The sequence below is a fragment of the Mycolicibacterium holsaticum DSM 44478 = JCM 12374 genome (assembly GCF_019645835.1).
GTDB lineage: Bacteria > Actinomycetota > Actinomycetes > Mycobacteriales > Mycobacteriaceae > Mycobacterium > Mycobacterium holsaticum.
In genome coordinates, this window is the sequence record NZ_CP080998.1 from 1,510,891 (window position 1) to 1,531,881 (window position 20,991).

At 64.8% G+C, this 20,991-nt stretch carries 20 protein-coding genes and 1 pseudogene; 10 read left to right on the top strand and 11 right to left on the bottom strand.

From position 1 onward, the window contains the following. Window positions 1-50: 50 nt before the first annotated feature. On the bottom strand, window positions 51-842 hold the full coding sequence (locus K3U96_RS07320) for a hypothetical protein (protein ID WP_220692552.1): 792 nt from the start codon (window positions 840-842) through the stop codon (window positions 51-53). A 500-nt stretch (window positions 843-1,342) separates the two neighbouring features. Here K3U96_RS07320 and K3U96_RS07325 point away from each other — a divergent pair, with 500 nt between their 5' ends. Further along, the gene (locus K3U96_RS07325) at window positions 1,343-2,449 is read left to right on the top strand and encodes a hypothetical protein (RefSeq protein ID WP_220692553.1); all 1,107 of its coding nucleotides are present in this window, start codon (window positions 1,343-1,345) and stop codon (window positions 2,447-2,449) included. Window positions 2,450-2,714: 265 nt separating this feature from the next. Here K3U96_RS07325 and K3U96_RS07330 read toward each other — a convergent pair whose 3' ends face one another. Beyond that, on the bottom strand, window positions 2,715-3,476 hold the full coding sequence (locus tag K3U96_RS07330) for a hypothetical protein (protein ID WP_220692554.1): 762 nt from the start codon (window positions 3,474-3,476) through the stop codon (window positions 2,715-2,717). A 252-nt stretch (window positions 3,477-3,728) separates the two neighbouring features. Here K3U96_RS07330 and K3U96_RS07335 point away from each other — a divergent pair, with 252 nt between their 5' ends. The 3 genes and pseudogenes from K3U96_RS07335 (at window position 3,729) to K3U96_RS07345 (ending at window position 5,363) form a co-directional block, all read left to right on the top strand. Beyond that, the gene (locus K3U96_RS07335; RefSeq protein ID WP_220692555.1) at window positions 3,729-4,469 is read left to right on the top strand and encodes a hypothetical protein; all 741 of its coding nucleotides are present in this window, start codon (window positions 3,729-3,731) and stop codon (window positions 4,467-4,469) included. Window positions 4,470-4,652: 183 nt separating this feature from the next. Next, window positions 4,653-4,865 (top strand): annotated as a pseudogene (locus tag K3U96_RS07340) (isochorismatase family protein); the annotation flags it as partial. Window positions 4,866-4,886: 21 nt separating this feature from the next. Next, window positions 4,887-5,363 carry an Rrf2 family transcriptional regulator gene (locus K3U96_RS07345; RefSeq protein ID WP_220692556.1) on the top strand — a complete coding sequence of 159 codons (477 nt, stop codon included), beginning with the start codon at window positions 4,887-4,889 and terminating at the stop codon, window positions 5,361-5,363. Between the two features lie 56 nt (window positions 5,364-5,419). Here the strand turns inward: K3U96_RS07345 and K3U96_RS07350 are convergent, their stop codons facing one another. From K3U96_RS07350 to K3U96_RS07370, 5 genes are all read right to left on the bottom strand, one after another. Beyond that, window positions 5,420-5,812, bottom strand: a complete 393-nt coding sequence (locus K3U96_RS07350; RefSeq protein ID WP_220692557.1) for a VOC family protein — start codon at window positions 5,810-5,812, stop codon at window positions 5,420-5,422. A gap of 155 nt (window positions 5,813-5,967) precedes the next feature. After that, complete coding sequence (locus K3U96_RS07355; protein WP_069407376.1) at window positions 5,968-6,867, bottom strand: DUF4097 family beta strand repeat-containing protein; 900 nt, start codon at window positions 6,865-6,867, stop codon at window positions 5,968-5,970. 21 nt (window positions 6,868-6,888) lie between these two features. Next, window positions 6,889-7,533: a response regulator transcription factor gene (locus tag K3U96_RS07360; RefSeq protein WP_069407377.1), complete on the bottom strand. Its 645-nt coding sequence runs from the start codon at window positions 7,531-7,533 to the stop codon at window positions 6,889-6,891. Continuing rightward, window positions 7,521-8,819: a sensor histidine kinase gene (locus tag K3U96_RS07365; protein WP_220692558.1), complete on the bottom strand. Its 1,299-nt coding sequence runs from the start codon at window positions 8,817-8,819 to the stop codon at window positions 7,521-7,523. The genes K3U96_RS07360 and K3U96_RS07365 overlap by 13 nt, the downstream gene beginning before the upstream one ends. A gap of 75 nt (window positions 8,820-8,894) precedes the next feature. Continuing rightward, window positions 8,895-9,308 (bottom strand): VOC family protein, encoded by a 414-nt coding sequence (locus K3U96_RS07370; protein ID WP_220692559.1) that lies wholly within the window; start codon window positions 9,306-9,308, stop codon window positions 8,895-8,897. An 89-nt stretch (window positions 9,309-9,397) separates the two neighbouring features. Here K3U96_RS07370 and K3U96_RS07375 point away from each other — a divergent pair, with 89 nt between their 5' ends. Both K3U96_RS07375 and K3U96_RS07380 read left to right on the top strand, forming a co-directional pair. Next, entirely contained in the window at window positions 9,398-10,279 is an 882-nt protein-coding gene (locus tag K3U96_RS07375) for an LLM class flavin-dependent oxidoreductase (RefSeq protein WP_069407384.1), read from the top strand. A 153-nt stretch (window positions 10,280-10,432) separates the two neighbouring features. Next, window positions 10,433-10,792 (top strand): carboxymuconolactone decarboxylase family protein, encoded by a 360-nt coding sequence (locus K3U96_RS07380; protein ID WP_069407379.1) that lies wholly within the window; start codon window positions 10,433-10,435, stop codon window positions 10,790-10,792. Window positions 10,793-10,855: 63 nt separating this feature from the next. Here K3U96_RS07380 and folE read toward each other — a convergent pair whose 3' ends face one another. Beyond that, on the bottom strand, window positions 10,856-11,452 hold the full coding sequence (gene folE / locus K3U96_RS07385; RefSeq protein WP_220692560.1) for a GTP cyclohydrolase I FolE: 597 nt from the start codon (window positions 11,450-11,452) through the stop codon (window positions 10,856-10,858). Window positions 11,453-11,539: 87 nt separating this feature from the next. Beyond that, complete coding sequence (locus K3U96_RS07390; protein ID WP_220692561.1) at window positions 11,540-12,016, bottom strand: DoxX family membrane protein; 477 nt, start codon at window positions 12,014-12,016, stop codon at window positions 11,540-11,542. A 90-nt stretch (window positions 12,017-12,106) separates the two neighbouring features. Between K3U96_RS07390 and K3U96_RS07395 the strand changes: the two genes are divergently transcribed. After that, entirely contained in the window at window positions 12,107-12,790 is a 684-nt protein-coding gene (locus K3U96_RS07395) for a helix-turn-helix transcriptional regulator (protein WP_220692562.1), read from the top strand. A gap of 51 nt (window positions 12,791-12,841) precedes the next feature. Here the strand turns inward: K3U96_RS07395 and K3U96_RS07400 are convergent, their stop codons facing one another. Further along, window positions 12,842-14,401 carry an MSCRAMM family adhesin SdrC gene (locus K3U96_RS07400; RefSeq protein WP_220692563.1) on the bottom strand — a complete coding sequence of 520 codons (1,560 nt, stop codon included), beginning with the start codon at window positions 14,399-14,401 and terminating at the stop codon, window positions 12,842-12,844. A 1,233-nt stretch (window positions 14,402-15,634) separates the two neighbouring features. On the opposite strand from K3U96_RS07400, the gene K3U96_RS07405 reads away from it, so the two are divergent. Further along, a complete protein-coding gene (locus K3U96_RS07405) occupies window positions 15,635-16,522 on the top strand; it encodes an SDR family NAD(P)-dependent oxidoreductase (RefSeq protein WP_275085166.1) in 888 nt (295 codons plus the stop codon). Here the strand turns inward: K3U96_RS07405 and K3U96_RS07410 are convergent. Then, window positions 16,483-19,425: a PQQ-dependent sugar dehydrogenase gene (locus tag K3U96_RS07410; RefSeq protein ID WP_230982394.1), complete on the bottom strand. Its 2,943-nt coding sequence runs from the start codon at window positions 19,423-19,425 to the stop codon at window positions 16,483-16,485. The genes K3U96_RS07405 and K3U96_RS07410 overlap by 40 nt on opposite strands. Window positions 19,426-19,840: 415 nt before the next feature. Between K3U96_RS07410 and K3U96_RS07415 the strand changes: the two genes are divergently transcribed. Then, window positions 19,841-20,203, top strand: coding sequence for a hypothetical protein (locus K3U96_RS07415; RefSeq protein WP_069407737.1), 363 nt, complete (start codon window positions 19,841-19,843; stop codon window positions 20,201-20,203). Window positions 20,204-20,509: 306 nt separating this feature from the next. Then, the gene (locus K3U96_RS07420) at window positions 20,510-20,983 is read left to right on the top strand and encodes a MarR family winged helix-turn-helix transcriptional regulator (RefSeq protein ID WP_220692565.1); all 474 of its coding nucleotides are present in this window, start codon (window positions 20,510-20,512) and stop codon (window positions 20,981-20,983) included. Window positions 20,984-20,991: the final 8 nt, after the last annotated feature.

Genomic DNA, 20,991 nt, shown 5'->3' on the forward strand with positions numbered 1-20,991 from the left:
GCAGAGTCTTGGTGTTCGGGTTCGGCGCTGGCCTGTAGCCACGCGACCGCCTAGGCACCGCGCACACCCCACTTCGGAATCGGCGGGTTACGCCACGCGTCGGCCACCTGTTCTTGGTAGTTGGCCTTGGCGGTGTCGATGGCCGCGTCGTAACAGTGCTCGCAGAATTCCCAGCACAGATTGGTCATTCCACAGTTCTGCACGAGCATCAGGGTCCGCCCGCCGCACCTGGCGCTCACGCGAGCATCGCAGGCGTCCCCGGTCAGGGTGCCGAAGCGCAGTCGATGGATGAACTGCTGTGCCGGGGACATGAAGGGGTCGAGTTCGTTGGCTGACGTGACGTAGGTCGATCGACCGCCCTCACCCCACACGAAGCTGTGCGCGAAGTGATCGGTCAGCCGGATCACCGGCCTGCCGTCGCCGTTCAGCCATACGTCACGCGGCCAGTCGGTCTGCACGGTGCACTCAGTGTGCTCGCGGGGCCGGTCGGTCAGCACGTACGCCTGTGCCTCGTTGTCGCGCACGTCGTGGACGAACACGGCCAGGGCGTCGCCGTCTGCTGTGCTGGTAGTCAGTTCGTCTGGCTTTGACCCTGCTTCGCGCAGAAACGGGTAGTGCAGCAACAAGCGGGCTTGTCGCCCCAACATCTTGAGGGTGTGCAATGTCCGCTTCGCCTTGGCGTGCAGCGTCGGCGAAAGCTGAGGGTCGAAGAGAATGGACACGTTGCAGGGCGGCTTCGTCTGTGCCCATGCCGGGGCGAACACCGGTCCGGGCTGCTGCGCCACGGCGCGTTCGAAATCGCGCATGGCGGTCACGATCTCTTTGGCTGCCGGGTTGGTCATGCGGTGTGCCTTTCGTTTGCGGGTCGGGTCTTGCTCATAATCCAGCGGTACAACCCGCTTTCGCTGTAGTGGATTTCGCGCATGATCCTCGCGTGCTCTACCTCGCGGCGGGTCGTGGCGTCGAGTAGGTAACGCTCGCTGACCTCAATACCGAGCTTCTCACGTATCCACGCAACAGCAGCGGCACGACCGCGAAGATTCGCCACCGGGTTGAGCACTAGCCCTGGCGGTGGGGGCGGAATGGTGTACTCCGTTGGTGTACGGGACATGTCGCAGGCGTCCTTCTGTCGAGCGTTGTGCAGCACCGAGACTCACTAAGGCGCTGCCGCGTGATGCTGACATTACGCCGATTTCGCGTTAGTTGCCGTGTTGTACGGCTGAAGTCACGTAAGCACCGCGCAGCTTCGCGTAGGTTGCCGCGAGTCGTTGGTAAGTGATCTGCGGCGCAGCATGTTTCGGGCGTAGCGTGGCCGTCAAGCACGACGAAAGGTAGGTGCGCGATGCCAGGCTTCGCCGATCAGGGCCAGGTGCTCATCAACACCTTGGCCGATGGGGTCAGGGTTGAGGACGTATATGCCGAAATTCAAAGAGCAGTAGACGTATACAACCAACACAAAACGACGATTGCATCGCTGCTGTCATACCCGACGACACAAGCCGCAGCGCCTATCGCTCAGGGGCTTGCACAAGAGCACTTCGACGTGGCGAGCGAGTACGGGACCCCAACGGCCCTGAACCCGCCCGTTGACGTGATCAAGCTGGGTTTTCAGTATGCGGACTGGGACAAAAGTACGCGCTTCACGTGGAAGTTTCTGCGCGACGCCACATCTGAGCAAGTTACCGACAGGGTGCGCAACCTGCTCGACGCCGACAGCCGGTTGGTACAATCTTTGGTGCTTCAGCGTTTGCTTGATCCGACACCCGCCGAGAACGACTTTGCCCATACGGTATACGGGCTCTGGAACGCGGATTCCATTGTGCCGCCGGGTTACATGGGCAAGAACTTTACCGGCAGTCACAGTCACTACCTTGTGTCCGAGGCTGCCGAAATCGACAGCGGCGACGTGGAATCCGCTATGCGGCTAGTGACTGAACACGGCTATGGTCTCGGGGCCGATAGCGGCAGTCAGCTGGTCGCGCTATTCAACCCGGCAGAAGCCGAGCACGTCCAATCCTGGCGCGCAGGCGAAGAGAACGCTAATGCTCAGGTAGCCCGCTTCGATTTCATCCCGTCCGCCAACGCGCCGACATATTTGACCCAAAGTTCCATTGTTGGGGCGCTGCCGCCGACCGATGTTGACGGCGTGCCGGTGCTCGGAAGCTACGGCAAGGCATGGGTAATCGAGTCGATGTTGGTGCCCGCCGGGTACTTCGCCGTCTTCGCGACCGGCGGACCCGACAGCGAACAGAACGTGGTCGCCCGAAGGATGCACCCATCACCCGCTTGGCAGGGGCTCAGGCTGATTGAGGGCAACTGGGCCAAATATCCGTTGGTAGAGAGCTTCTTTCAACGCGGCCTCGGCACCGGCGTTCGGCACCGTGGGGCGGCGGCATGCGTGCAAATCAAAGCCAGCGGCGAATACGAGCCGCCGACCATCAACCTTTAGGGCGGGCCGCAAATGGATTGGTACGAACGCTATTGGGGCCTGCGGGACAGCGGGCAAGCAAGCGAATACAGCTGGGGCAGCGGGCTAACCCCGCGCCACGCTCGCCACGCCGCGCCGGACGACGGCGGCGCGTACAGCGGCCTATCACCCGGCATCGCACCTGACCGCCAAGGCCAGCGCTACGGCGTGCCAGGGCGGCAACTGAGGACGTAAACCTCGGGAGGCGGCGGCTTCGTGACGCAACCTGTGTAACGTCGTGGGCGCTCTACTTCGCGAAGTATTCCGAAGCCGTCATATTCCACGTGCTTACTTCGTCTTTCATAGGCTCGCGCCGTTCTACGTACTTGGTTCTCACAATCTTTACCTTGTGACTCGCGGCGTCTAGATATTTCGTCCATTCGCCGTCCGAGGACAAGACGTATACAACGTCCGTCTGCGAACCTCTGACCGTCAATCGTTCGCGAGGCAACCACATGCCGACCTGGACGATCATAAGGACAACGCCAACGAGTGCCAGCAGCACCAAGTACAGCCCTAGGAGGGCCTTCAGTAGACCAGCCAATTTATGCAGAAACATCGACAATACGTAGACCACCAGCAGTATGCCGCCTGCGATGACGCTGACGGCGGCGTACTTCAACGGCATCGACCACCATCCGACGACGAGCAACAGAAACAAAGTGAGGATGGCTGCGACGACTTGGGTTTGCGCAGCTTGCTTTCGGGTCTGGTCAGCGCGCCTGGGAATTACGTGACCCTGCCACACGCCCGCCGCAGAGCTGAGAAACGCGAAGACCAGTACGGCTAGCCCGACCGTGACGAACGGAAGAATGCTCGCTACGAATATGGCCGTGAAGTTGAGGTTCTGCGCGAGCGCACGCAACGTATCCGAGTTGCCCCGCGCCACGACTAACAGGCGCAGGCTGACATAGACGACGGCAATCACACCGACCCCGGCGATCAGGCCTTCTAGTGAGCGGTTGCGCCTACCCCTCGCCCGGCCCTCACCACGTTCTTGCTCCGCCACCTGCCCATCGTCCCAGCGACCACTGACGGGCACCGGCATGCCACGCCGTGCGGGGACACCTGTGTTGCTGTTGGGGCTTAGGGGTTAGGTGGGGCGGTCGAGTAGCAGGCTCAATTCGTAACCGACGCTGACAGTTTGCCGCGCCTTTTCGATCAACTCAGGTTCGTAGTCCCAAGCGTCGTCGGCCAGTAGCGTGCGGAGTTCGTCGACCTGAACTTGCAGCCGATCAATCGTCGCCGCGATCCTCTCGGCTTGGCGCTTCCGCTGTGCCAGGACGGGTTGTGTGGCAATTCGGCGGTATGTCGGCGCATCGACTGGGACGATGCCGACGTGCAACTGATTGTCATCGCCGTAGTCGGACTCGTCGGAACCGTGCTTGCGAGCACCGCCGTCACGGAGATGCTGCGACGGCGCGACCTTCGAGAGTCGATCAAGAGCGATCTGGATATCTGGGACAAGCTGCCAGATGAGAGCACGTCGAAAGCTGACTTACTGCGTCACATCGATGACCGCGTCGCTAGCCTTCGTGCGCAACCGGTGCGACGTGCGCGGCTTCTCTTGACGTACATTGCCGTCGTATTCGCAGCCGTCGCCTTCTTCATCGTCGTACTGATACAGGGCGGAAACGGAATCGGCTTCCGCCGAGATGCCGAAGGCGTGCTTCGCTTCTACGCGAATGAATCAGACTCTTATACACTCTTGGCATTCGTGTCGGTGGTCGTCGGCGTCCTGGTAGGACTGGGCATTTACGTGTTCCTGGCGGGAGCCTTCACGAGCATTTTGAATAGCGTCCTAGAAGTTCTGTTTGACGCCTTCGCTGGGAGCCTGGGAGGAATAGTCAACGCCCCCGCTGAGATGCTTGCAGGGGTGCTTGCGCGGAGGCGAGGCCGGTCGCAAGCCGCATGTCGAACGCAACCGACCGCGACGCCAGGGGAAGTAGTGGAGGGCGAAGTGGTCCGAAAGACGGATCGCCGCGATGATCCCAAGGGCTAGCACACGGCCAGCAAACGGGTTCACCCCGGCGTCACCCCTGCACCCTCAGCGGGTCAGACCGGCGTGTCGTGGCGTGTCGCCCAAACGCGCCGACGTGCACTCAAGCAACGTCACCGCCCCTGATAGGGCTGGTAGACACGATATTTGGTGTCGACAGCCGCTTGCTCAGGCGCAGGTCACAGCTTCATGACGCACATGTGCGTGAACTCGACCGCCCGCGGCGCGTTCAACCTCGGCTACGCGCCCAGCGTGGTTGCCGCCGCGACCGCGACCCGCTCCCTTCCCGGTCCCGACGGGTCCACCGTGCCGGCGTCGGCCGTGCACACGGCCAGCCTCGCCGCCGTCGCCGACATGTTCGCCGTGGTCGTTCCGGGCGCATCCGACATCCCTGACTGACGGCCCTGGCACAATTCGCACATGCGGATGTCGGCCAAGGCGGAGTACGCCGTACGGGCGATGGTCCAGCTGGCCACGGCCAAGGACGGAGCGGTGGTCAAAACCGAGGACCTGGCGAAGGCGCAGGGCATCCCGCCGCAGTTTCTCGTCGACATCCTTTCCGCACTACGCACCGACCGGCTGGTCCGCAGCCATCGCGGCCGCGAAGGCGGATACGAGTTGGCGCGCGCGGCAGCAAATATCAGCATCGCCGACGTGCTGCGCTGCATCGACGGGCCGCTGGCCAGCGTCCGCGACATCGGTCTCGGCGACCTGCCGTACTCCGGTCCGACGGCGGCGCTGACCGATGTGTGGCGCGCGCTGCGGGCCAGCATGCGTTCGGTCCTTGAGGAAACCAGCCTGGCCGACGTCGCCGCGGGCACACTGCCCGAGCATGTCGGCAAGCTCGCCGACGACTACCGCCGGCAGGAGTCCACCCGCGGGCACTCCCTCGACTAACGCCGCCGCTTCGCGCCTCGCACGGCGACTCCGTCGAGCAGTGCTGGCATCAAGGCTCAGTCCGCGCCCGAACCGTACGGTCGGGTGATGATCTCCAGGTAGTGGCCGGCGGGGTCCAGGAAGTACACCCCGCGACCGCCGTCGTGATGGTTGATCTCCCCGGGCCGGGTCTGGCGGGGGTCGGCCCAATGCTCCATGCCGCGCGCCTGGATACGCCCGTAGATTTCGGAGAATTCGTCTTCGGAGACCAGAAACGCGTAGTGCTGCGGACGAATCTCCTGGCCGTCGGGCATGTCGGCGTAGTCGAGGCTGACGCCGTGGTTCAGTGCCACCGCCATGAAATGGCCGAACGGTTGGGGCTCGGGCAGGCCGAACAACTCGGTGAGAAACTTTGCCGACTGCGTCTTGTCCCTGGCGGCGACGATGGTGTGGTTGAACGTGATAGCCATACGTTGCTAGTCAACCACCGCGGCGCACGCCGCGCCACGATGAGACCGGTATCGGTGCAAGATGTGGACATGGCAGACCCCACGGTATTGACCGGGCCACGGGTCACGCTGCGGCCACCCACCAAGGACTGCCTGCTGTTCGCCGAGGCGGTGCGCTAGCGCGAATCGTCGATGACGACATCGCCGGTATCGGAGCGGGCCGTGATCACTGCGGCCGCCTCCTGCCGTTCGGTGGTCCGCGGTATCCGCACGACCGCCCCGCCGCGGTCTCGGCCTGTGCTGGCGTCGACCAAGTACCGCCCGTGTGCAGGCAGCGCGACCAGGACGTCGCCGTCCTGGCTGCTGACGTCGACGGTGCGCGGTGCAGCTTCGGTGAAATCCACCTTGATGTCTCCGGTAACCGTTGTGGCCGTGAATGATTCGGACACACTGACTGGTTCTCGTGTCACGACCTTGCCGTTGACGTTGTGGATCTCGACACGTCGTGCAGCACCGCTGAGGACGACGGCGCCGTCGTCGGTGCGTGCGATGAGTTGGTCGAGATCGGCCTGGGCGAACACCACACCGGTCTCCTGGTGCGTGCTCACCGTGATCCGGCGCGCCAGCTCAGGCGGCAGCACGACGGTGATCTCACCGGCCCGGCTCCATTGCAGAAACTCCGACGGTTCACCGGTGATGGTGACCCGAGCCTCGGCGCCGTCGGCGCTGACCGACAGTGGGTTTGCCCCCGCCGAAGTCGAGTTGACCATGCGCAGATCGGCCCGTGGCTCACGTGCTTGGCGGTCGGTGGTGATACGTATGGCCACCGGCACCGACCCGGAGTCGACCACCAGTGACCGCATCGCCGGCGGTAGCGTTTTGGAATCCGTGATGACCCGGAAGGTGGTGATGCCCCAGGACAACACGGCCAGCGTGACAAGCGTTGCGACCAACAGCACCACTGCGGCGACGATCAGGACGGCGCGCACGGCGGTGCGGCCACTGGGAGACAGCGACGGCGGCGGACCGGCGACGGCAGCGGGCGGCGCCGACGGCGGGGGAGCGATCGTGGTCACAGGGAGAATCCTTCCGGCGGTTCAGGACTCGAGGAAGCGCAGCACCGCCAGCACGCGGCGGTTCTCGCTTTCGTCGGGAACGAGGTCGAGTTTGGTGAAGATCGACGCGATGTGCTTTTCGGCCGACCCGATCGAGACGTGCAGCGCGGCGGCGATCGCGGAGTTCGTCTTGCCCTCGGCCATCAACTGCAGCACCTCGTGCTCGCGAGGGGTGAGTTGATCCAGCGCGCTGCGACGGTGTGAGCGCATCAGGATCTGGGAAACCACCTCCGGATCGAGCACGGTTCCGCCTGCGCCGACGACCTCGACGGCGTCGAGGAAGGCGGGCACGTCGGCAACCCTGTCCTTGAGTAGGTAGCCGAATCCTTTTGTGTCCGAGGCGATCAGATCGGCCGCGTAGCGCTCCTCGACATAGTGGGATAGCACAAGCACCGGCGACTCCGGGTTCTGGCTGCGTAGCAGCGCGGCCGCCCGGATACCTTCGTCGGTGAACGTGGGCGGCATGCGCACGTCGACGATGGCCAGATCCGGACGCTTTTCGTTGACCAGTCGCAGCAAGTTGCCGGCGTCGGGCACGCCGGCCACCACCTCGTGACCAGCATCGGTGAGGATGCGTTCGATCCCCGCCCGCAGCAGGGCGGAGTCCTCGGCGATCACGATGCGCATGGCAGCACCGCCGTCACGATGGTGGGACCTGCGGCCGGGCTGGAAACGGTGAACACGCCACGGGCGGCCCGCACGCGTTCCGCCAGACCGCGCAACCCGGTCGCGTCGTCGTCGGGCGTGATCTGCGCACCGCCCCGACCGTCGTCGAACACCGACACCGACAGCTGATTCGACGATTCGTCGAACCGCACGCTCACGATGGCCTGGGTGGCGTGCGCGTGTTTGGCGACGTTGGTCAATGCCTCGGCGACAACGAAGTACGCGCACGCTTCGACCTCGTCGGGCAACCGCCGCGGCAGGTGGATGTTGAGCGTGGTCGGCACCGCGCAACGTTGCACCACCGCGGACAGCGCGGCGTCCAGACCTCGGTCGGACAGAATCGTCGGTGCGATACCGCGCACCACGTTGCGCAATTCGACGAGCGCGTTTTTGGCGTCGTCGTGCGCCTCGGCGATCAGCGTCTTGGCCGCGGGCAGGTCGGTGTCGAGTTTGGTCTGGGCCAGCCCGATCGTCATGGCCAGCGACACCAGCCGGGGTTGGACGCTGTCGTGCAGGTCGCGTTCGATGCGGTGACGCTCGGTCTGCGCCGACGACACCGCGCCCTCGCGGGCGTCGGCGAGCGCGCTGACCTGGTGCTGCAGTGCCGCCGTGGACGACGGGGCCAGCAGCCACCGGTCGATCGAGGCGTCCAGCGTCGGCGCGAAGATCAGGATGGCCACCGCCGACGCGGCTGCGACCAGCGCCAGCACCCACGCCAACGGCACCGGCAGGAACGAGATTCCTGCGTCGTCGTCGCTGTGCTGGACGGCGATCGCACCGGCCGGACCCACGAAGGCGAACAGCAGCAGAAGGAACGCGATGCCGGTCGCCAGCATGTCGTAGGCCATCCGCAGATAGTGGTGGGCGGTGGCCTTCCATAGCCGGGCGCCGCTGATGTCCAGCCACAGCTGGTGCAGCCAGCGTTGAATGCCCTCGTACGGCGACATGCGCCGCGGCGGGACGCCGATGCCCATGCCGAAGACAGCTTCGCTGCGGGTGCGCTCAATCCACTCGACGCCGCGCATCAGGTAGACGAAAATCACGACGGCCAGCGCGAATCCGATGCCGCTGGGGATCGACGAGATGCCGAGGATCAGGATCCCCAACGGGATCCAGAACCACACCAGCGCCACCGCCGCACCCGTGATCATCGACGCGGTCGGCGCCACCCCGATGTGCCGGGCCGGTTTCCTGTGCACGCCGACGGGCGTGGTGGCGTCGGGGCTCGTGTCGGTGACTGCGACCATGCCCCCAACCTATGGATTTCCGGCGGCGGGCGACACAGCGTTATCCGGAGAACCTGATGGGGGTTAACCCCCGCATCACTTCGGGGCGGTGAGTTCCAGCGCGATGTTGTCGGGATCTCTGAACTCCAAAATGTAGGCCGGGCCGATGTCTTTGACCGGCTCGTGCGCGACACCCAGGGCATCGAGATGTTCTGCGGCCGCCTCCAATTCGTCCTTGCTATCCAGGCGGAACGACAGGTGGTCCAGACCGGCGCGGTTCTCGTCGAAGCGATCGGACGCGACGGGACGCAGCCCCACCAGCATGCCGCCGAGGTCATAGACCACGCCGCCGAAGAGAAAACCCAGGGCCTCGCGGGTGGCTTCGTCGGCCTTGTCGGGTATCTCGAGCAGCACTCCCCAGCCGAACACGCTCTCGTAGAACTGTCGTGACCGCTCGATATCGGTGACGGTGAGCCGAACGTGTGCGACGGACCGGGTGTTGATCGCCATGACTGCCATGCTGCCAGCGGACACGATTCGTCGAGGTCAATCCCCGGCATCGGGTCGGCCGTGCCAGAATCGCGGGCGTGCAGATCGGGATGACCATGCCGGTGATGGAAGCCGACCTCGATGCCGCCACGCTCAAGGCGTGGGCCAAGGCCATCGACGACGGGCCGTTCTCGTCGCTGTGCTGGGGAGAGCGGATCGCGTTCGACAACCCCGAGAGCCTGACGCTGTTGGGGGCGCTGGCAGCGTGGACGGAGCGGGTGCGGCTCGTGACGACGGTGGTGGTGCCGCAGCTGCACGACCCCGTCATGCTCGCCAAGCAGTTGGCGACCGGCGACATGCTGTGCGACGGCCGGCTGACCGTCGGGATCGGTGTCGGCGGCAGGCACGAGGACTACCACGCCGTCGGTGCGGATCCGGCGACGCAGACCATGAAGGGGATGGCCGCGCGTGTCGCGGTGATGAAGCGCGTTTGGGCCGGCGAGAAGGTGACAGAATCCGTCGAAGCGGTCGGGCCCCCACCGGTTCAGGCCGGCGGCCCGCCGCTGATGGTCGGCACGATCGGGCCGAAGACCGTGCGCAGCGCTGCAGAATGGGCCGACGGCATGGCGGGCACCATTCTCGACCTTGACGTCGCCAAGCAAGACGAACTGTTCGACGTCGCACGCAAGGCATGGGCCCATGCGGGTAAGCCCAGCCCGCACCTGGCCACCTCGTTCTGGTTCGCCATCGGTGACGGGGACGACGCGCGCGCACAGGTTCACCGGCATCTGCGGCGGTACATGAACTGGATTCCCGCCGAGTTCGTCGATGCGATGGCTCCCAGCACCGGATGGGCCGGCAATGAGGACGAGCTGGCCGAGGTGCTGCGCAGGTTCAGCGATATCGGCACAGACGAAATCCACCTCATCCCAACCAGTTCCGACACCGACCAACTGCGACGGGTCGCCGACGTGGTGAAGGACTTCGCATAGCCCAGCGTGGTGGCGCGAGTTGCGACGCGTGCATCAACGGGCTGGCGATGACCGCGAATTCCTGTCGGACTAACGTGGATGCGGATATCAACGCGCTACTGGCGCTGCCTCTTTCGCTCCTGCTGGTAACGCCCGACAGGATCGGAGAGCAGCATGCCGGATTCGATGTATCAGCCGACCACCGCAGAGGTGTCTGCCCGTCGCAAGGCGCTTGCGCCGGAAATCCATGAAGCGTTCGAACGGTTCAGCAGCGCCGTTTTCGCCGAGGGCGCCCTCCCGGAGAAGACCAAGCAACTGATCGCGGTTGCCGTTGCTCACGTCACGCAGTGTCCGTACTGCATCACCGGCCACACGAAACTGGCAACCCGCAAGGGCGCAAGCCCAGAAGAGATTATGGAAGCCATCTGGGTGGCGGCCGAGATGCGGGCCGGCGGCGCGTTCGCCCACGCCACGTTGGCGATCGACGCCATCGACCACAGCGGGCACCGGCACGCGGCAACCGAGCGGAACTGAACCCCAACCCGGTTGATACCGGCACTTCGGTCAAACAGATAGCTCGCGCGACAACGCTTCTCGTCAGGCGTTGACGTCGGCCAGGGCAAAGAATTCCTGGCGTGAGCGAGCGTCATCGCGCAGGGCGCCCAGGAGTGTGGACGTGATTGTGGCTGACCCGGTGGCGTGCACCCCGCGCAGGGTCATGCAGCTGTGCTCGGCCTCGATGACGACTCCGACACCGCGGGGTTGTAGGTGCTCGACGAGGCATTCGGCGATCTGTTTGGTGAGTCGTTCCTGAAGCTGAGGCCGGCAGGCAAAGTGCTCGGCGATGCGGGCGAGCTTCGACAACCCGATGATGCGATCACCGGGCAGATACCCGATGTGCGCGGTGCCCGTGAACGGCAGCATGTGGTGCTCGCACACCGACCGGATGGGCAAGTTGCGGCACATCACGAGTTCGTCGTAACCCTCGTCGTTGGGAAACGTGGTCAGGTCGAAGGTTCGCGGGGTGAGCAGTTCGGCGTAGCCGCGCGCCATCCGGGCGGGGGTGTCACGAAGACCTTCTGACTCCAGCGAAATACCAAGCGCCCGCAGGAACGCGGCGGCGGCGATCCCCGCGGCGGCAACGTCTCTGTCAGGGGACGGGGGAACGAGCTGCAACGCCGCGTTCGAATGCATGGACTGAGGTTCCTTTCGGGCAATCGACTCCGCCACCCGTCGAGGTGCGTGGACTCGACGGGTGAGCGGATCGGTGGGCAAAATTCGCTATGCGGCCGAGGAACTCGTGGTCGAGGCGGTGGGCCGGCCCAAGGGCGCGTCGTAGACGGAGGCCAGCCGGGCGAGCGTCAGCGCGGCGAGCAGCAGCCCGAAGTCGCGCAGCGCGACGTCGTAGTAGCCCGAGTACGTCAGCAGGTTGACGATGATGCCGGCGAGCCAGGCGGCCACGATGTACGCGGCGTATCGCGGCTTGATCGCAACGGCGATGCCGGCGACGATCTCGATCACGCCGACGACCATCATCGTGTGCGCCGGGCTGAGCGGGCTCAGGTCGGCGATCCAGCCTGCCAAATACCCTTCCCAGTTCGCCGGGGACGTGGTGAGCAGGTTGAAGAACTTGTCGACGCCCATGACGATCGGCAGCACCGTAAACCCGACCCGCAGTAGCACGAACGCGCCGTACGCGGGTTCGCTCCGGGCCCGATCGAGCACGCCGGCGGGAGCCGTTGAACGCGAGGCAGTCATAGCCAGTCTCCTTCTAAAAGTAGCAATATGCCTTTTTAGAATCTGCCTGCGCGTTCTATTTGTCAAGAGTTGTTGGTGATAGAATTGGGCATGCCCGTGCACCGCCCGAACGACCTGGCTGCACTGACCGGGTTGAGCCATCTGGAGGACCCGGTACGGCGTCAGTTGTACGAGTGCGTGGCCGAAAGCGATGTCCCGATTTCGCGGGAGCAGGCGGCCGCGGCGGCGGGCATCGGACGCACCTTGGCCGCCTATCACCTCGACAAGCTGGCCGACGCCGGCCTGCTCACGATCAGCTATCAACGCCTCACTGGGCGCGACGGGCCGGGGGCGGGTCGCCCGGCGAAGCTGTACGCCCGCGCGCCGGGGGAGATGACGATCAGCGTGCCGCCCCGGGACTACGAACTGCTGGCCAGGTTGCTGGTGGGAGCCGTCGAGCAGGATGACAGCGGCGCAGTGCAGGCGGCGGTCGACGGCGCCGCATTCGAAGCCGGCAGGAGCGTGGGAACCGAATCAGCGCGAGACATCGTCGTCGCGCTGCGTCGGTGCGGCTACCTGCCCCACGTCGACGACGATTGCGTCAGCCTGCGAAATTGCCCGTTTCACCAGGTCGCCCGCGACCATCGGGATGTGGTGTGCGGGCTGAACCTGCGGCTCGTCGAGGGAATCATCGCGGGTTGTGATCAACCGCAGGCCCACGCCGAACTCACCCCGCACCCCGACCGATGCTGTGTGGTGGTGCGCGGTGTGGAACCCGATGCCGAACGTGACTGAGCGCTCGGCGTGGCGCAGCGCAGCGCGCTTGTCACCCGCTGATCGCGTCGATCAGTCTGTGCTCCCGCTGCTGGCGTTGTCGCCCGAGCCGGCGTCGGAGTTATTGCCCGAACCGCCGTCGGCGTCAGCTCCGGGCCCGGGGCTCTGATCCGCGTCGCCGGCGTCGGCGTCGCTGACCGATTCGTCGTCCCCGACTGCATTTCCGGCACCATCAACGGCCGAGTCGTCGGCGCCGACGGTGTCTGCGCCCACGACGACGTCCACGTCTTCCTCGCCGGTGGCATCTGTCCCGTCAGTGGCGGTGTCGTCATCGACGGCGTCCACCTCGCCACCGGTGTTCTCGTCAGCTGACGTGTCGTCGACGACGCCACCGTCATCGGGATCCGTCGAAGCGTTGGTGTCCGCGGTGAGGTCCTCGGAGCCCGTGCCGACACCGGCATCGTCGCCAGAGTTCCCCGACTCCGCTTGGCCGACACCGTTATCGGTGTCTACGGCGAATGTCTGAGCCCTGAAATTGGGCGGGTTCTCGGGTCCGCCGGCCCCCGCGCGGAACGAGGTAGCGGCGGCTGGAGCCGTCGCCGCGCCGGGCGTGACAGCATCGATGATCGACACCAGCGTGTCGGCGATCGCGGTGCTGAAAAAGACACCGGTGTCGGCGATGGCGGTGACGAAGCCGCTGAACAACTCGGTGCCCGCGGTGGTCAGGCCACTGATCACTCCCGCGCCGAATGCGACCGCCGCGGCCGCTTGCGCCAACCCGAAGTTGACCAGCCCGGCGGTCTGCGCGGTGGCGAACACCACCAACTCGGCCAGCGAGTCGACGACGAATTCGCTGACCTCAACGCCCGCTGCCGTCAGGCCGGCAACGGTGGCGGCGCCCGCCGCAAGCAGTCCGACGAACGCCTCGGTGCCGGCCGCCACGCCGGTGGCAGCGGCGGTGATGCCAAAGTTCACCAGACCCGCCCCGGCGTTCACCAGAAATTCCAGCGGCGCCGCGAACGGCGCTGGGAGAACCGAGTTCAGGGCGAACACCACGAGTTCGGCAGCGCTGGTGGTGAAGAACGTGCCGGCCTCGGCTGCCGCCGTGACCAGATCGACAAAGGCGCCCGCACCCGCGGCGACCAGACCGGCAAGCACCGCACCACCGGCCAGCAGTGCGGTGGCCCCCTGCGCGACGGCGAAGTTCACCAGGCCGGCGGCTTGGGTGACCCCGAAGGCAATGAGCTCAGCCAGCTGGGTGGTGATGAACACGCCGGCTTCCGCGGCCGCTGCCACCAGCCCGGCCACGGTGGTGGCCCCCGCGGCGACGAGCGCTGCGAACTGGGTGGCGCCGAAGGTGACGCCCTCGGCGACGGTGATCAGGCCGGCGTTGATCAGCTCGGAGGTTTGCGTGATCAGGAACGTCAACGCTGATGCGGCGTCGGCGGGGGTAGCCAGCGTCGGAGCGGGCATATCGAGAACGGAGGCCAGCAACTCGCTATTGGCCGAAACGGACGGCAGTGACGGGATCGCGATCTCGGGCACAGGCGCTGCGACGGGGTTGGCGATCAATGCGGTGGCGCCGACGATGGCGACGCCGGTGGTGACGAGGGGACGCGCTGCGAGTTCCATGGGTGTTCCTAGGGTGGGTGGGCCGATAGCAAATGCTGTATGGCTCACAATATCCCTATTTGGCAAATTCAAACAGATTTATTGACGGAACTTTTGGGGGTCTGGTGAGTAGCCGAACAATTCTGTCTGAGATGTCCTTTAGGGCTATCAAGATTGGTTGCATCTAATCGATCTTTCCCGCGGATGAAGCGATGCGAATAAGAAATAGTGTAGCCATTCCCGAGATATGCATCGGGGAGCGCCGATTTGCCCGGTCCGTATCCGCAGGCGCTAACGCCCGATAAAACTAACGTCACCGTAAGCCCATGGCTTTGCTGGATTGGTTGTGCAATGTGCAGCGATGTGACCTGCGGAGGTGGTGCAGGAGCCGGTCATATCCTCGGCCGGATGTCCGCTCCGGCCTGCCCGTCCATGGGGTGACAGTAAGGCCCAATAGACGGGGTCGACATGAGGTCGACGACCAGAAAGACAATTTTGCAGCAATAAATGGGCTCATCACTAGCGAATGTAATGAACCGCACGAGTGATCGCCGATCAAGATTCGGCAAGGAATCTCACGCGCTCGTTATGCTGCCGATTGAGCCTCCACGGGACGGGACACCGAATCTGTTCAGTGCGCACAGTGCGAGTTCTTTTCCCGTATTCATAGGCAACCAAACATTGCCACCCAGGGCGGGTGTAGGCGAACTGGTACCAGCGGAGCTGCAGCCAGTCCCTAGGCTCCGCCGCACGGTGGTTAACGGAGCGATCCGGTGGGACGATAGAGGTGTTAGGGAAGTCATCGTCTCGCCGGGTTGAGCCCAAGAACGGCAAGCCGTCTTCCCGATCGCGGCAGGGTATCCAGCCGATTGGAGTTCTCGATGAACAGAACAACACTGAACAGAACAACACTGAAAACGATCGCCGCAGGGGTTGCCCTTACCGGTGCACTGGGTTTGGCGTCCGTCGGACTCGGCGCAGGTCAGGCGCAAGCCGATCACGACTGGTGGTGGCACCCGCCATCACCCGGCCATCACCTCGTCCCGCCGCCGGGGCACATCGCGCATCTACCGTTCGTGCCGCCACCTGGACACATCGCGAAACTGCCGTTCGTGCCGCCGCCAGGCCATTGGGACAAACCCTGGAAGTGGTGACCGACGCCGCCCACCTGATGGCCGCCCCGCATCGGCGGGGCGGCCACCTGGTTAATCTGCCACCGTGTCTACGAACTGGTCGCCGACCCGACTCGGCAATATGCGCGGCAAGCGCGTCATCGTCACCGGGGCCACCAACGGGGTGGGTCTCGCGACGGCCACGTCGCTGACCCGCGCCGGCGCGCGGGTGATCCTGGCGGTCCGAAACCTCGACCTCGGTGCGCGGCGCGCGGCGGAGATGGGCGGTGACACGTCGGTCGTCAAACTCGACCTCGCCGATCAGTCCTCGGTGCGCGCGTTCCCCGATCTGTTCGACGGTGAGGTCGACATCCTGATCAACAACGCCGGCCTGGTGGCTCAGCGGCGCAGCGACACGGTGGACGGTTTCGAAATCACCTTGGGCACAAACTTTCTGGGCCCCTTCGCCCTGACCAACCTGCTGTTCGAACGGGTCCGTTCGCAGATCATCAATGTCGGCTCCGACGCGCACAAGTCGGCCAGCATCGCTTTCGACGATCCCCACCTGCGCACTCGCAGATGGTCGGCGTTTCCCGCCTATGCGCGCTCAAAGCTGGCGGTGATGTTGTGGGGTCTGGAACTCGACCGCCGGTTGCGTGAGGCCGGTTCACCGGTCTGCACCTACCTGACGCACCCGGGCTGGGTAGCTTCGAACCTGTCCAACGTCTCAGACAAACGCTTGATGTCGACGTTTCACTCGGTGGTCAAGTCGCTGGCCGACGTGCTCGCGAACGATCTCGATGCAGGCGCCGCGCCAACGCTGTACTGCATCACCGAGCCGATTCCGCCGGGTAGCTACGTGGGCATCGACAGCCGGTTCGGACTGAAGGGCGGTCCGACGTTGAGCGGCCGCGCCGCGGTCGCCTGTGACTACGAAAACGCCAGGAAGCTATGGGAATTCGCTGAGCACGAGACCGGTACCAGCCTGCCTCAGACGGCCACCTCGGCCCCCGATGGGACGAAGTCGTAAGTCACCGTGTAGTTGGTGTCGCCCTCCGGGGTGACGATCGTGTGGCTCTGTGCGCCCCCGTCGGACCAGCTGACGAAGATCAGCTGCCCCCCGCTGCCGGGCTGCGGTGACGGCGCGTTGAGTACGCGCTCAACGCCCACCACGGCCTGCTCTTCGACATAGGAACCCTGGTACGGGATTCCGTCGATGGTGAAGGTGGCGTCGGGGTCACTGGCGTTGAACGTGAGCCTGACCAGGTTCGGATTGATGTCCTTGTACACCGTGGTCGACAAGCCGCTGCTGTCGGTCACGGTCAGCGATATCCGGTAGAAGGTGTTGCCGAGCTGATCGCGGGTGCGTGGGATGGTGACGCTGCCGCTCGGCCCAGTGATGTTGTCCCGGAACGGATGCACATGGTCGGCGTGGTGGAACACCACCGTCCACTTGTAGGCGCTGGCGGGTAGCGCCCCGTCCTGTTCGTCGGAGCCGCTGCCGCTGAACGACACGGTGTCGCCGGCGTTGTACTTGTCCGGCACGTCGGTGATCTCGACGACCGGCGGCGTGCTGCCGACCACGATCCGTTGCGTCGCAGTGCTGGACTTCTCCCCGTCGGTGACCGTCAAAGTCACGGTGTAGGCGGTGAAGTCGGCGCCGGTGTTGGTGAAGACCATGGTCGGATTGGCTTCGGTCGAGGTGCGGCCGTCACCGAAATTCCACTCGTAGCTCAGATCATCGCCTTCGGGGTCGGTCGATCCGCCGGCCGAGAAGTGGACTTCCAGGGAGTCTTCGGCGGTGTAGGTCTCCGACGCGGTGAGTACCGCGGTTGGTCCCCGGTTCCCCCCGGAGGGCCGGATGACGTAGAGCGTGCCGGGATAGATGTTGAGCTGGTAGAGGTTTCCGTCAGGTCCCTGGTCAAGTTTGACGGTCGTGCCGGCCTGGTTGTCGAACATGCGCTCGCTGATCAGGCTGGTGAACTCCGAATCGAACGTCAGTTCTTTGATCCAACCGACCGAGTAGTCGGCGATGAAGACCTTGTTCTGGTACTCCTCGGGGAACGTGCTACCGGTATAGACGACGACCGACGTGATCGATCCCGCGTTGGCCGGTGGTGTGGAGTGGCGGTAGGCGTAGATGGGGTCGACATACGCGCAGTCGCCACTGGTGCAGAAGCCTTCGGCGGCCGGCCAGCCGTAGTTGGCCCCGGCCGTCACGACGTTCAACTCTTCCCAGTTGGATTCGCCCACATCGCCGACCAGCAACTGGCCGTCGGGGGTGAAGGTGAACCGAAACGGATTGCGCAGGCCGATCGCGTAGATCTGCTCGACGGCGCCCGGATGGCCGACGAACGGGTTGTCTTCGGGCGCGGTGCCGTCGCGGTTCAACCGCAGGATCTTGCCGTGGATGTTCGACAGGTCCTGAGCGTTGGCGCTCTCGGTGTTGTCACCCACCGCCCAGTAGAGATGCTCACCGGCAGGATCGAATTGCAGCTCGCCGCCGTGGTGGAAGTTGTTGCCCAACTCGGTCGACTTCAGCAGTTCGACCGGTTCGCCCACCACCTCGAACGAATCGTTCAGTGTCAGCTTCGACAACCGGTCATAGTTGTCCGCCCCGGTGTAGGCGACGTAGATGGTGTGGTAGCCGGGCTGACCGACATCCCAGTACTGCGGGTCGACCTCGATGCCGACCAGTCCGCGTTCACCGTCTGCGGTCACGGTTGGAAGGTTGATCAGCGTCGCGACGGTGCCGGTGTCCGGGTCGTAAACCTTGATCGCTCCGGCCTTCTCGGTGATGAAGATGCGATGAATCTCATCGGGATGTTCTGTGTCGGCGAGGATGTCGAAGTCTGTCGGTTCGTTGAGGCCCGACACGATGGCGACGCGTTCGAGCTCGGCCGGCAGCCCCGTGGAGTCCTGGCACTGCGCGAGGAACTGGGTGAGCTCCGCCGAAATCGCTCTGCCCTGCGGTGAGTTGCCGAAGTCGGTGATCGCGTCGGTGACCTGCGTTGCGACGTAGTTGACGAAGCGCCCGATCGGGGTGCGGTTCAGGGCGTCGACGACGCGGGTGACTTCGCGGCGTGCGAACTCCAGTACCGCGGCCACGATCGGCGGTGCTGCAGGCGATCCGCCGCCAGGGCCCGCGCCGCCGCCTCCGTTGATCGCACCCGCCACGACGCTGACCAGTTTGGTGACACCGTTGATGACGCCGCAGAGGCATTCGGTCACCTTGGCCTGAATGTGGTGCACGACCTCCTCGGGCGTGGGCAGCTTCGGCAGCGGGACCGCAATCCGGTTGGCCGAAGCGGCGGTCGCGCTTGTCGCGGCGCTCAGCAGGGCGACGGTCTCGGGGTTGTCTGACGACTGGGTCCTCAGCGTGGTCGCGGACGTGTACTGGGCGTCGGAGGCCTCGGTGGTCAGCGTTTGTGCGACGGATTCGGTATTGACGTCGGTGCCGGTCTGAGTCTGCGGTGCTGGCGTCGAATCGGCTTCGTTCGTGTCACCGTCCTCCGTCGCGGTGTCGTCGTCGGTGGTGGATTCCTCGGTGTCGGTGAGGTCGGTGTCGTCGATCGCCTCGACCGCACCGTCTTCTGGGTCCGCTACGTTCTCCAGATCCTCGGCGTCCTCACTGTCTTCGTCGGCGAGGCCTTCAGCGCTCTCAGTCGGTTCTTCGGTCGGGTCGACGGTTTCGGTTTCGGTTTCGTCCGCCGGCGTCGGGCTGGGCTGCGAGGTCTCCGACGACTGCGAGGACTGCGAGGACTGCGACGTCTGCGAGGACTGCGATGTCTGCGACGACGTGGAGGAGGAGGTGCCGTCTGCCCATGCCACGCCGGGCGAGGTGGCAACGACGCCCGCGACACCCAGGGCGACGGCGAGGGCCCCAACGCGACCGATGTATTTGGCGTAACCGGTGCCGGCGATGCGGTTCACGCCATGCAGGCGCGCAACTGCGGGGCACGGGCTGTGCGAATCGGTTCGGTCGGCGACCATCATGAAAACCCCCCCGGGCTTCGTCGACGTCAATAGAGTTTCGCCAGCAACTATCGCATTTCACGACGACAGGCACGTGAAAACGCTGGCACAGCGCCAAAATGTGGCGAACGACAAGTTTCGGATATTTCGTCATTGCGTTAGCTACCAGCGTGGTATACGCCGCATTTCTCCTCGTCGAGGATGTGTAATTCCACGCAGATACGTTGCGTGACGCAACGGCTGCCGAACGTCGTCGCGCAAACTGCCCGGTGGGTCAAAAGGCGCTGTGCTCCCCAGCTCACCGGCGCCCGGCACGCCGGCGCGCGCAGCACCTCGTTTACGCTGACGTCGATAGCGAGCAAAGGAGGCGAGGATGGCGTGGTTTCTGGCGCTGCAGGGGCCGGCCCACCAGACTCATCAGTCGTCGGCGTATGAGCTTCAGGACGCAGTGGATATCGAGAAGCTCGCGCAGGAACTCACCAGCGCGGTGACGTTGGACCGGGTGGTCCCAGTGCCCGCGATGCTGCCGCAGGCCAAAGGCCGCCGTCAGAAAGTGACGTTGTACGTCCGGCCGGCGGCGTGGGGACTGTGGACGTTCTACCAGCTGTCCGAAGAAGAGCAGCGCGCGCTGGTCAACGAAAATCCCTTGCTGAACGCGCTGGCTCAGACCGTCGCGCAACGAGCCCAAGGGGCATCGGCGGCGCAGAACCCGTTCCTTGGTCAACCGCCCCGGTAGAACGCGTCTAGCTTGCAGCCAGGCTGTTCGGCGTGACGGACCCCTGGACGTGGACGTCGTGCGGGACGTGGCTCCGTACTGCCGCCGCGGAACCGCACGGGTCTAGGGGTCCGATTCGGACCGCCTCTTAGTTGATGGCGAAACTAAAAATCCACGCGCAATGCCCCTACCTGGAGCCGATCGTCCACGGCTATCGCCCCGGAATACGCGTGGCAGACACGGTGAGCGCACCGAAGGTAATATCATCAGCGGGTGTGGTGTACTGCGATATTAAGTTTCGCTAGCAACTAGCATGGACGTCTGCTGATGGTGGAGGTGGAATGGCTCAGCGAGCCCGAGCAGCAGATGTGGCGTGGATATCTCGACAGCACTCGGCTGCTGTTGCGGGCATTGGACCGTCAGCTGGAAGTCACTGCCGCCATCTCGTTCGCGGATTATGAGGTTCTCGGATTGCTGTCCGAGGCGCCGCAGCGGCGGTTGCGGATGAGCGAGATCGCCGGGGCCGCCGTGACGACACGCAGCGGGGTGACTCGGGCGGTGAACAGGCTCGCGCACGCCGGGTGGTTGCGCCGCGTCCCGTGCCCGGAGGACAAGCGGGGCCTCTTTGCAGAGCTCACCGAAGCCGGGTTCGCGAAATTGCAATCGGCCGCTCCGGGGCATGTAGCGACGGTGCGGCGCAATGTATTCGACCTGCTCAGTCCCCGCGACGTCAGGCTATTCACGCACGCCTATGCCGAGATCCGGGCGCACCTGCTCGACGACGCCGAGCACCCCGACTAACCAGAGGA

Excerpts from the sequence above, each read along its gene's own strand:
- K3U96_RS07320 (WP_220692552.1), bottom strand. The coding sequence starts at position 842 with ATGACCAACCCGGCAGCCAAAGAGATCGTGACCGCCATGCGCGATTTC.
- K3U96_RS07325 (WP_220692553.1), top strand. The coding sequence starts at position 1,343 with ATGCCAGGCTTCGCCGATCAGGGCCAGGTGCTCATCAACACCTTGGCC.
- K3U96_RS07345 (WP_220692556.1), top strand. The coding sequence starts at position 4,887 with ATGCGGATGTCGGCCAAGGCGGAGTACGCCGTACGGGCGATGGTCCAG.
- K3U96_RS07350 (WP_220692557.1), bottom strand. The coding sequence starts at position 5,812 with ATGGCTATCACGTTCAACCACACCATCGTCGCCGCCAGGGACAAGACG.
- K3U96_RS07360 (WP_069407377.1), bottom strand. The coding sequence starts at position 7,533 with ATGCGCATCGTGATCGCCGAGGACTCCGCCCTGCTGCGGGCGGGGATC.
- K3U96_RS07365 (WP_220692558.1), bottom strand. The coding sequence starts at position 8,819 with ATGGTCGCAGTCACCGACACGAGCCCCGACGCCACCACGCCCGTCGGC.
- K3U96_RS07370 (WP_220692559.1), bottom strand. The coding sequence starts at position 9,308 with ATGGCGATCAACACCCGGTCCGTCGCACACGTTCGGCTCACCGTCACC.
- K3U96_RS07375 (WP_069407384.1), top strand. The coding sequence starts at position 9,398 with ATGACCATGCCGGTGATGGAAGCCGACCTCGATGCCGCCACGCTCAAG.
- K3U96_RS07380 (WP_069407379.1), top strand. The coding sequence starts at position 10,433 with ATGCCGGATTCGATGTATCAGCCGACCACCGCAGAGGTGTCTGCCCGT.
- folE (WP_220692560.1), bottom strand. The coding sequence starts at position 11,452 with ATGCATTCGAACGCGGCGTTGCAGCTCGTTCCCCCGTCCCCTGACAGA.
- K3U96_RS07390 (WP_220692561.1), bottom strand. The coding sequence starts at position 12,016 with ATGACTGCCTCGCGTTCAACGGCTCCCGCCGGCGTGCTCGATCGGGCC.
- K3U96_RS07395 (WP_220692562.1), top strand. The coding sequence starts at position 12,107 with ATGCCCGTGCACCGCCCGAACGACCTGGCTGCACTGACCGGGTTGAGC.
- K3U96_RS07400 (WP_220692563.1), bottom strand. The coding sequence starts at position 14,401 with ATGGAACTCGCAGCGCGTCCCCTCGTCACCACCGGCGTCGCCATCGTC.
- K3U96_RS07405 (WP_275085166.1), top strand. The coding sequence starts at position 15,635 with ATGCGCGGCAAGCGCGTCATCGTCACCGGGGCCACCAACGGGGTGGGT.
- K3U96_RS07415 (WP_069407737.1), top strand. The coding sequence starts at position 19,841 with ATGGCGTGGTTTCTGGCGCTGCAGGGGCCGGCCCACCAGACTCATCAG.
- K3U96_RS07420 (WP_220692565.1), top strand. The coding sequence starts at position 20,510 with ATGGTGGAGGTGGAATGGCTCAGCGAGCCCGAGCAGCAGATGTGGCGT.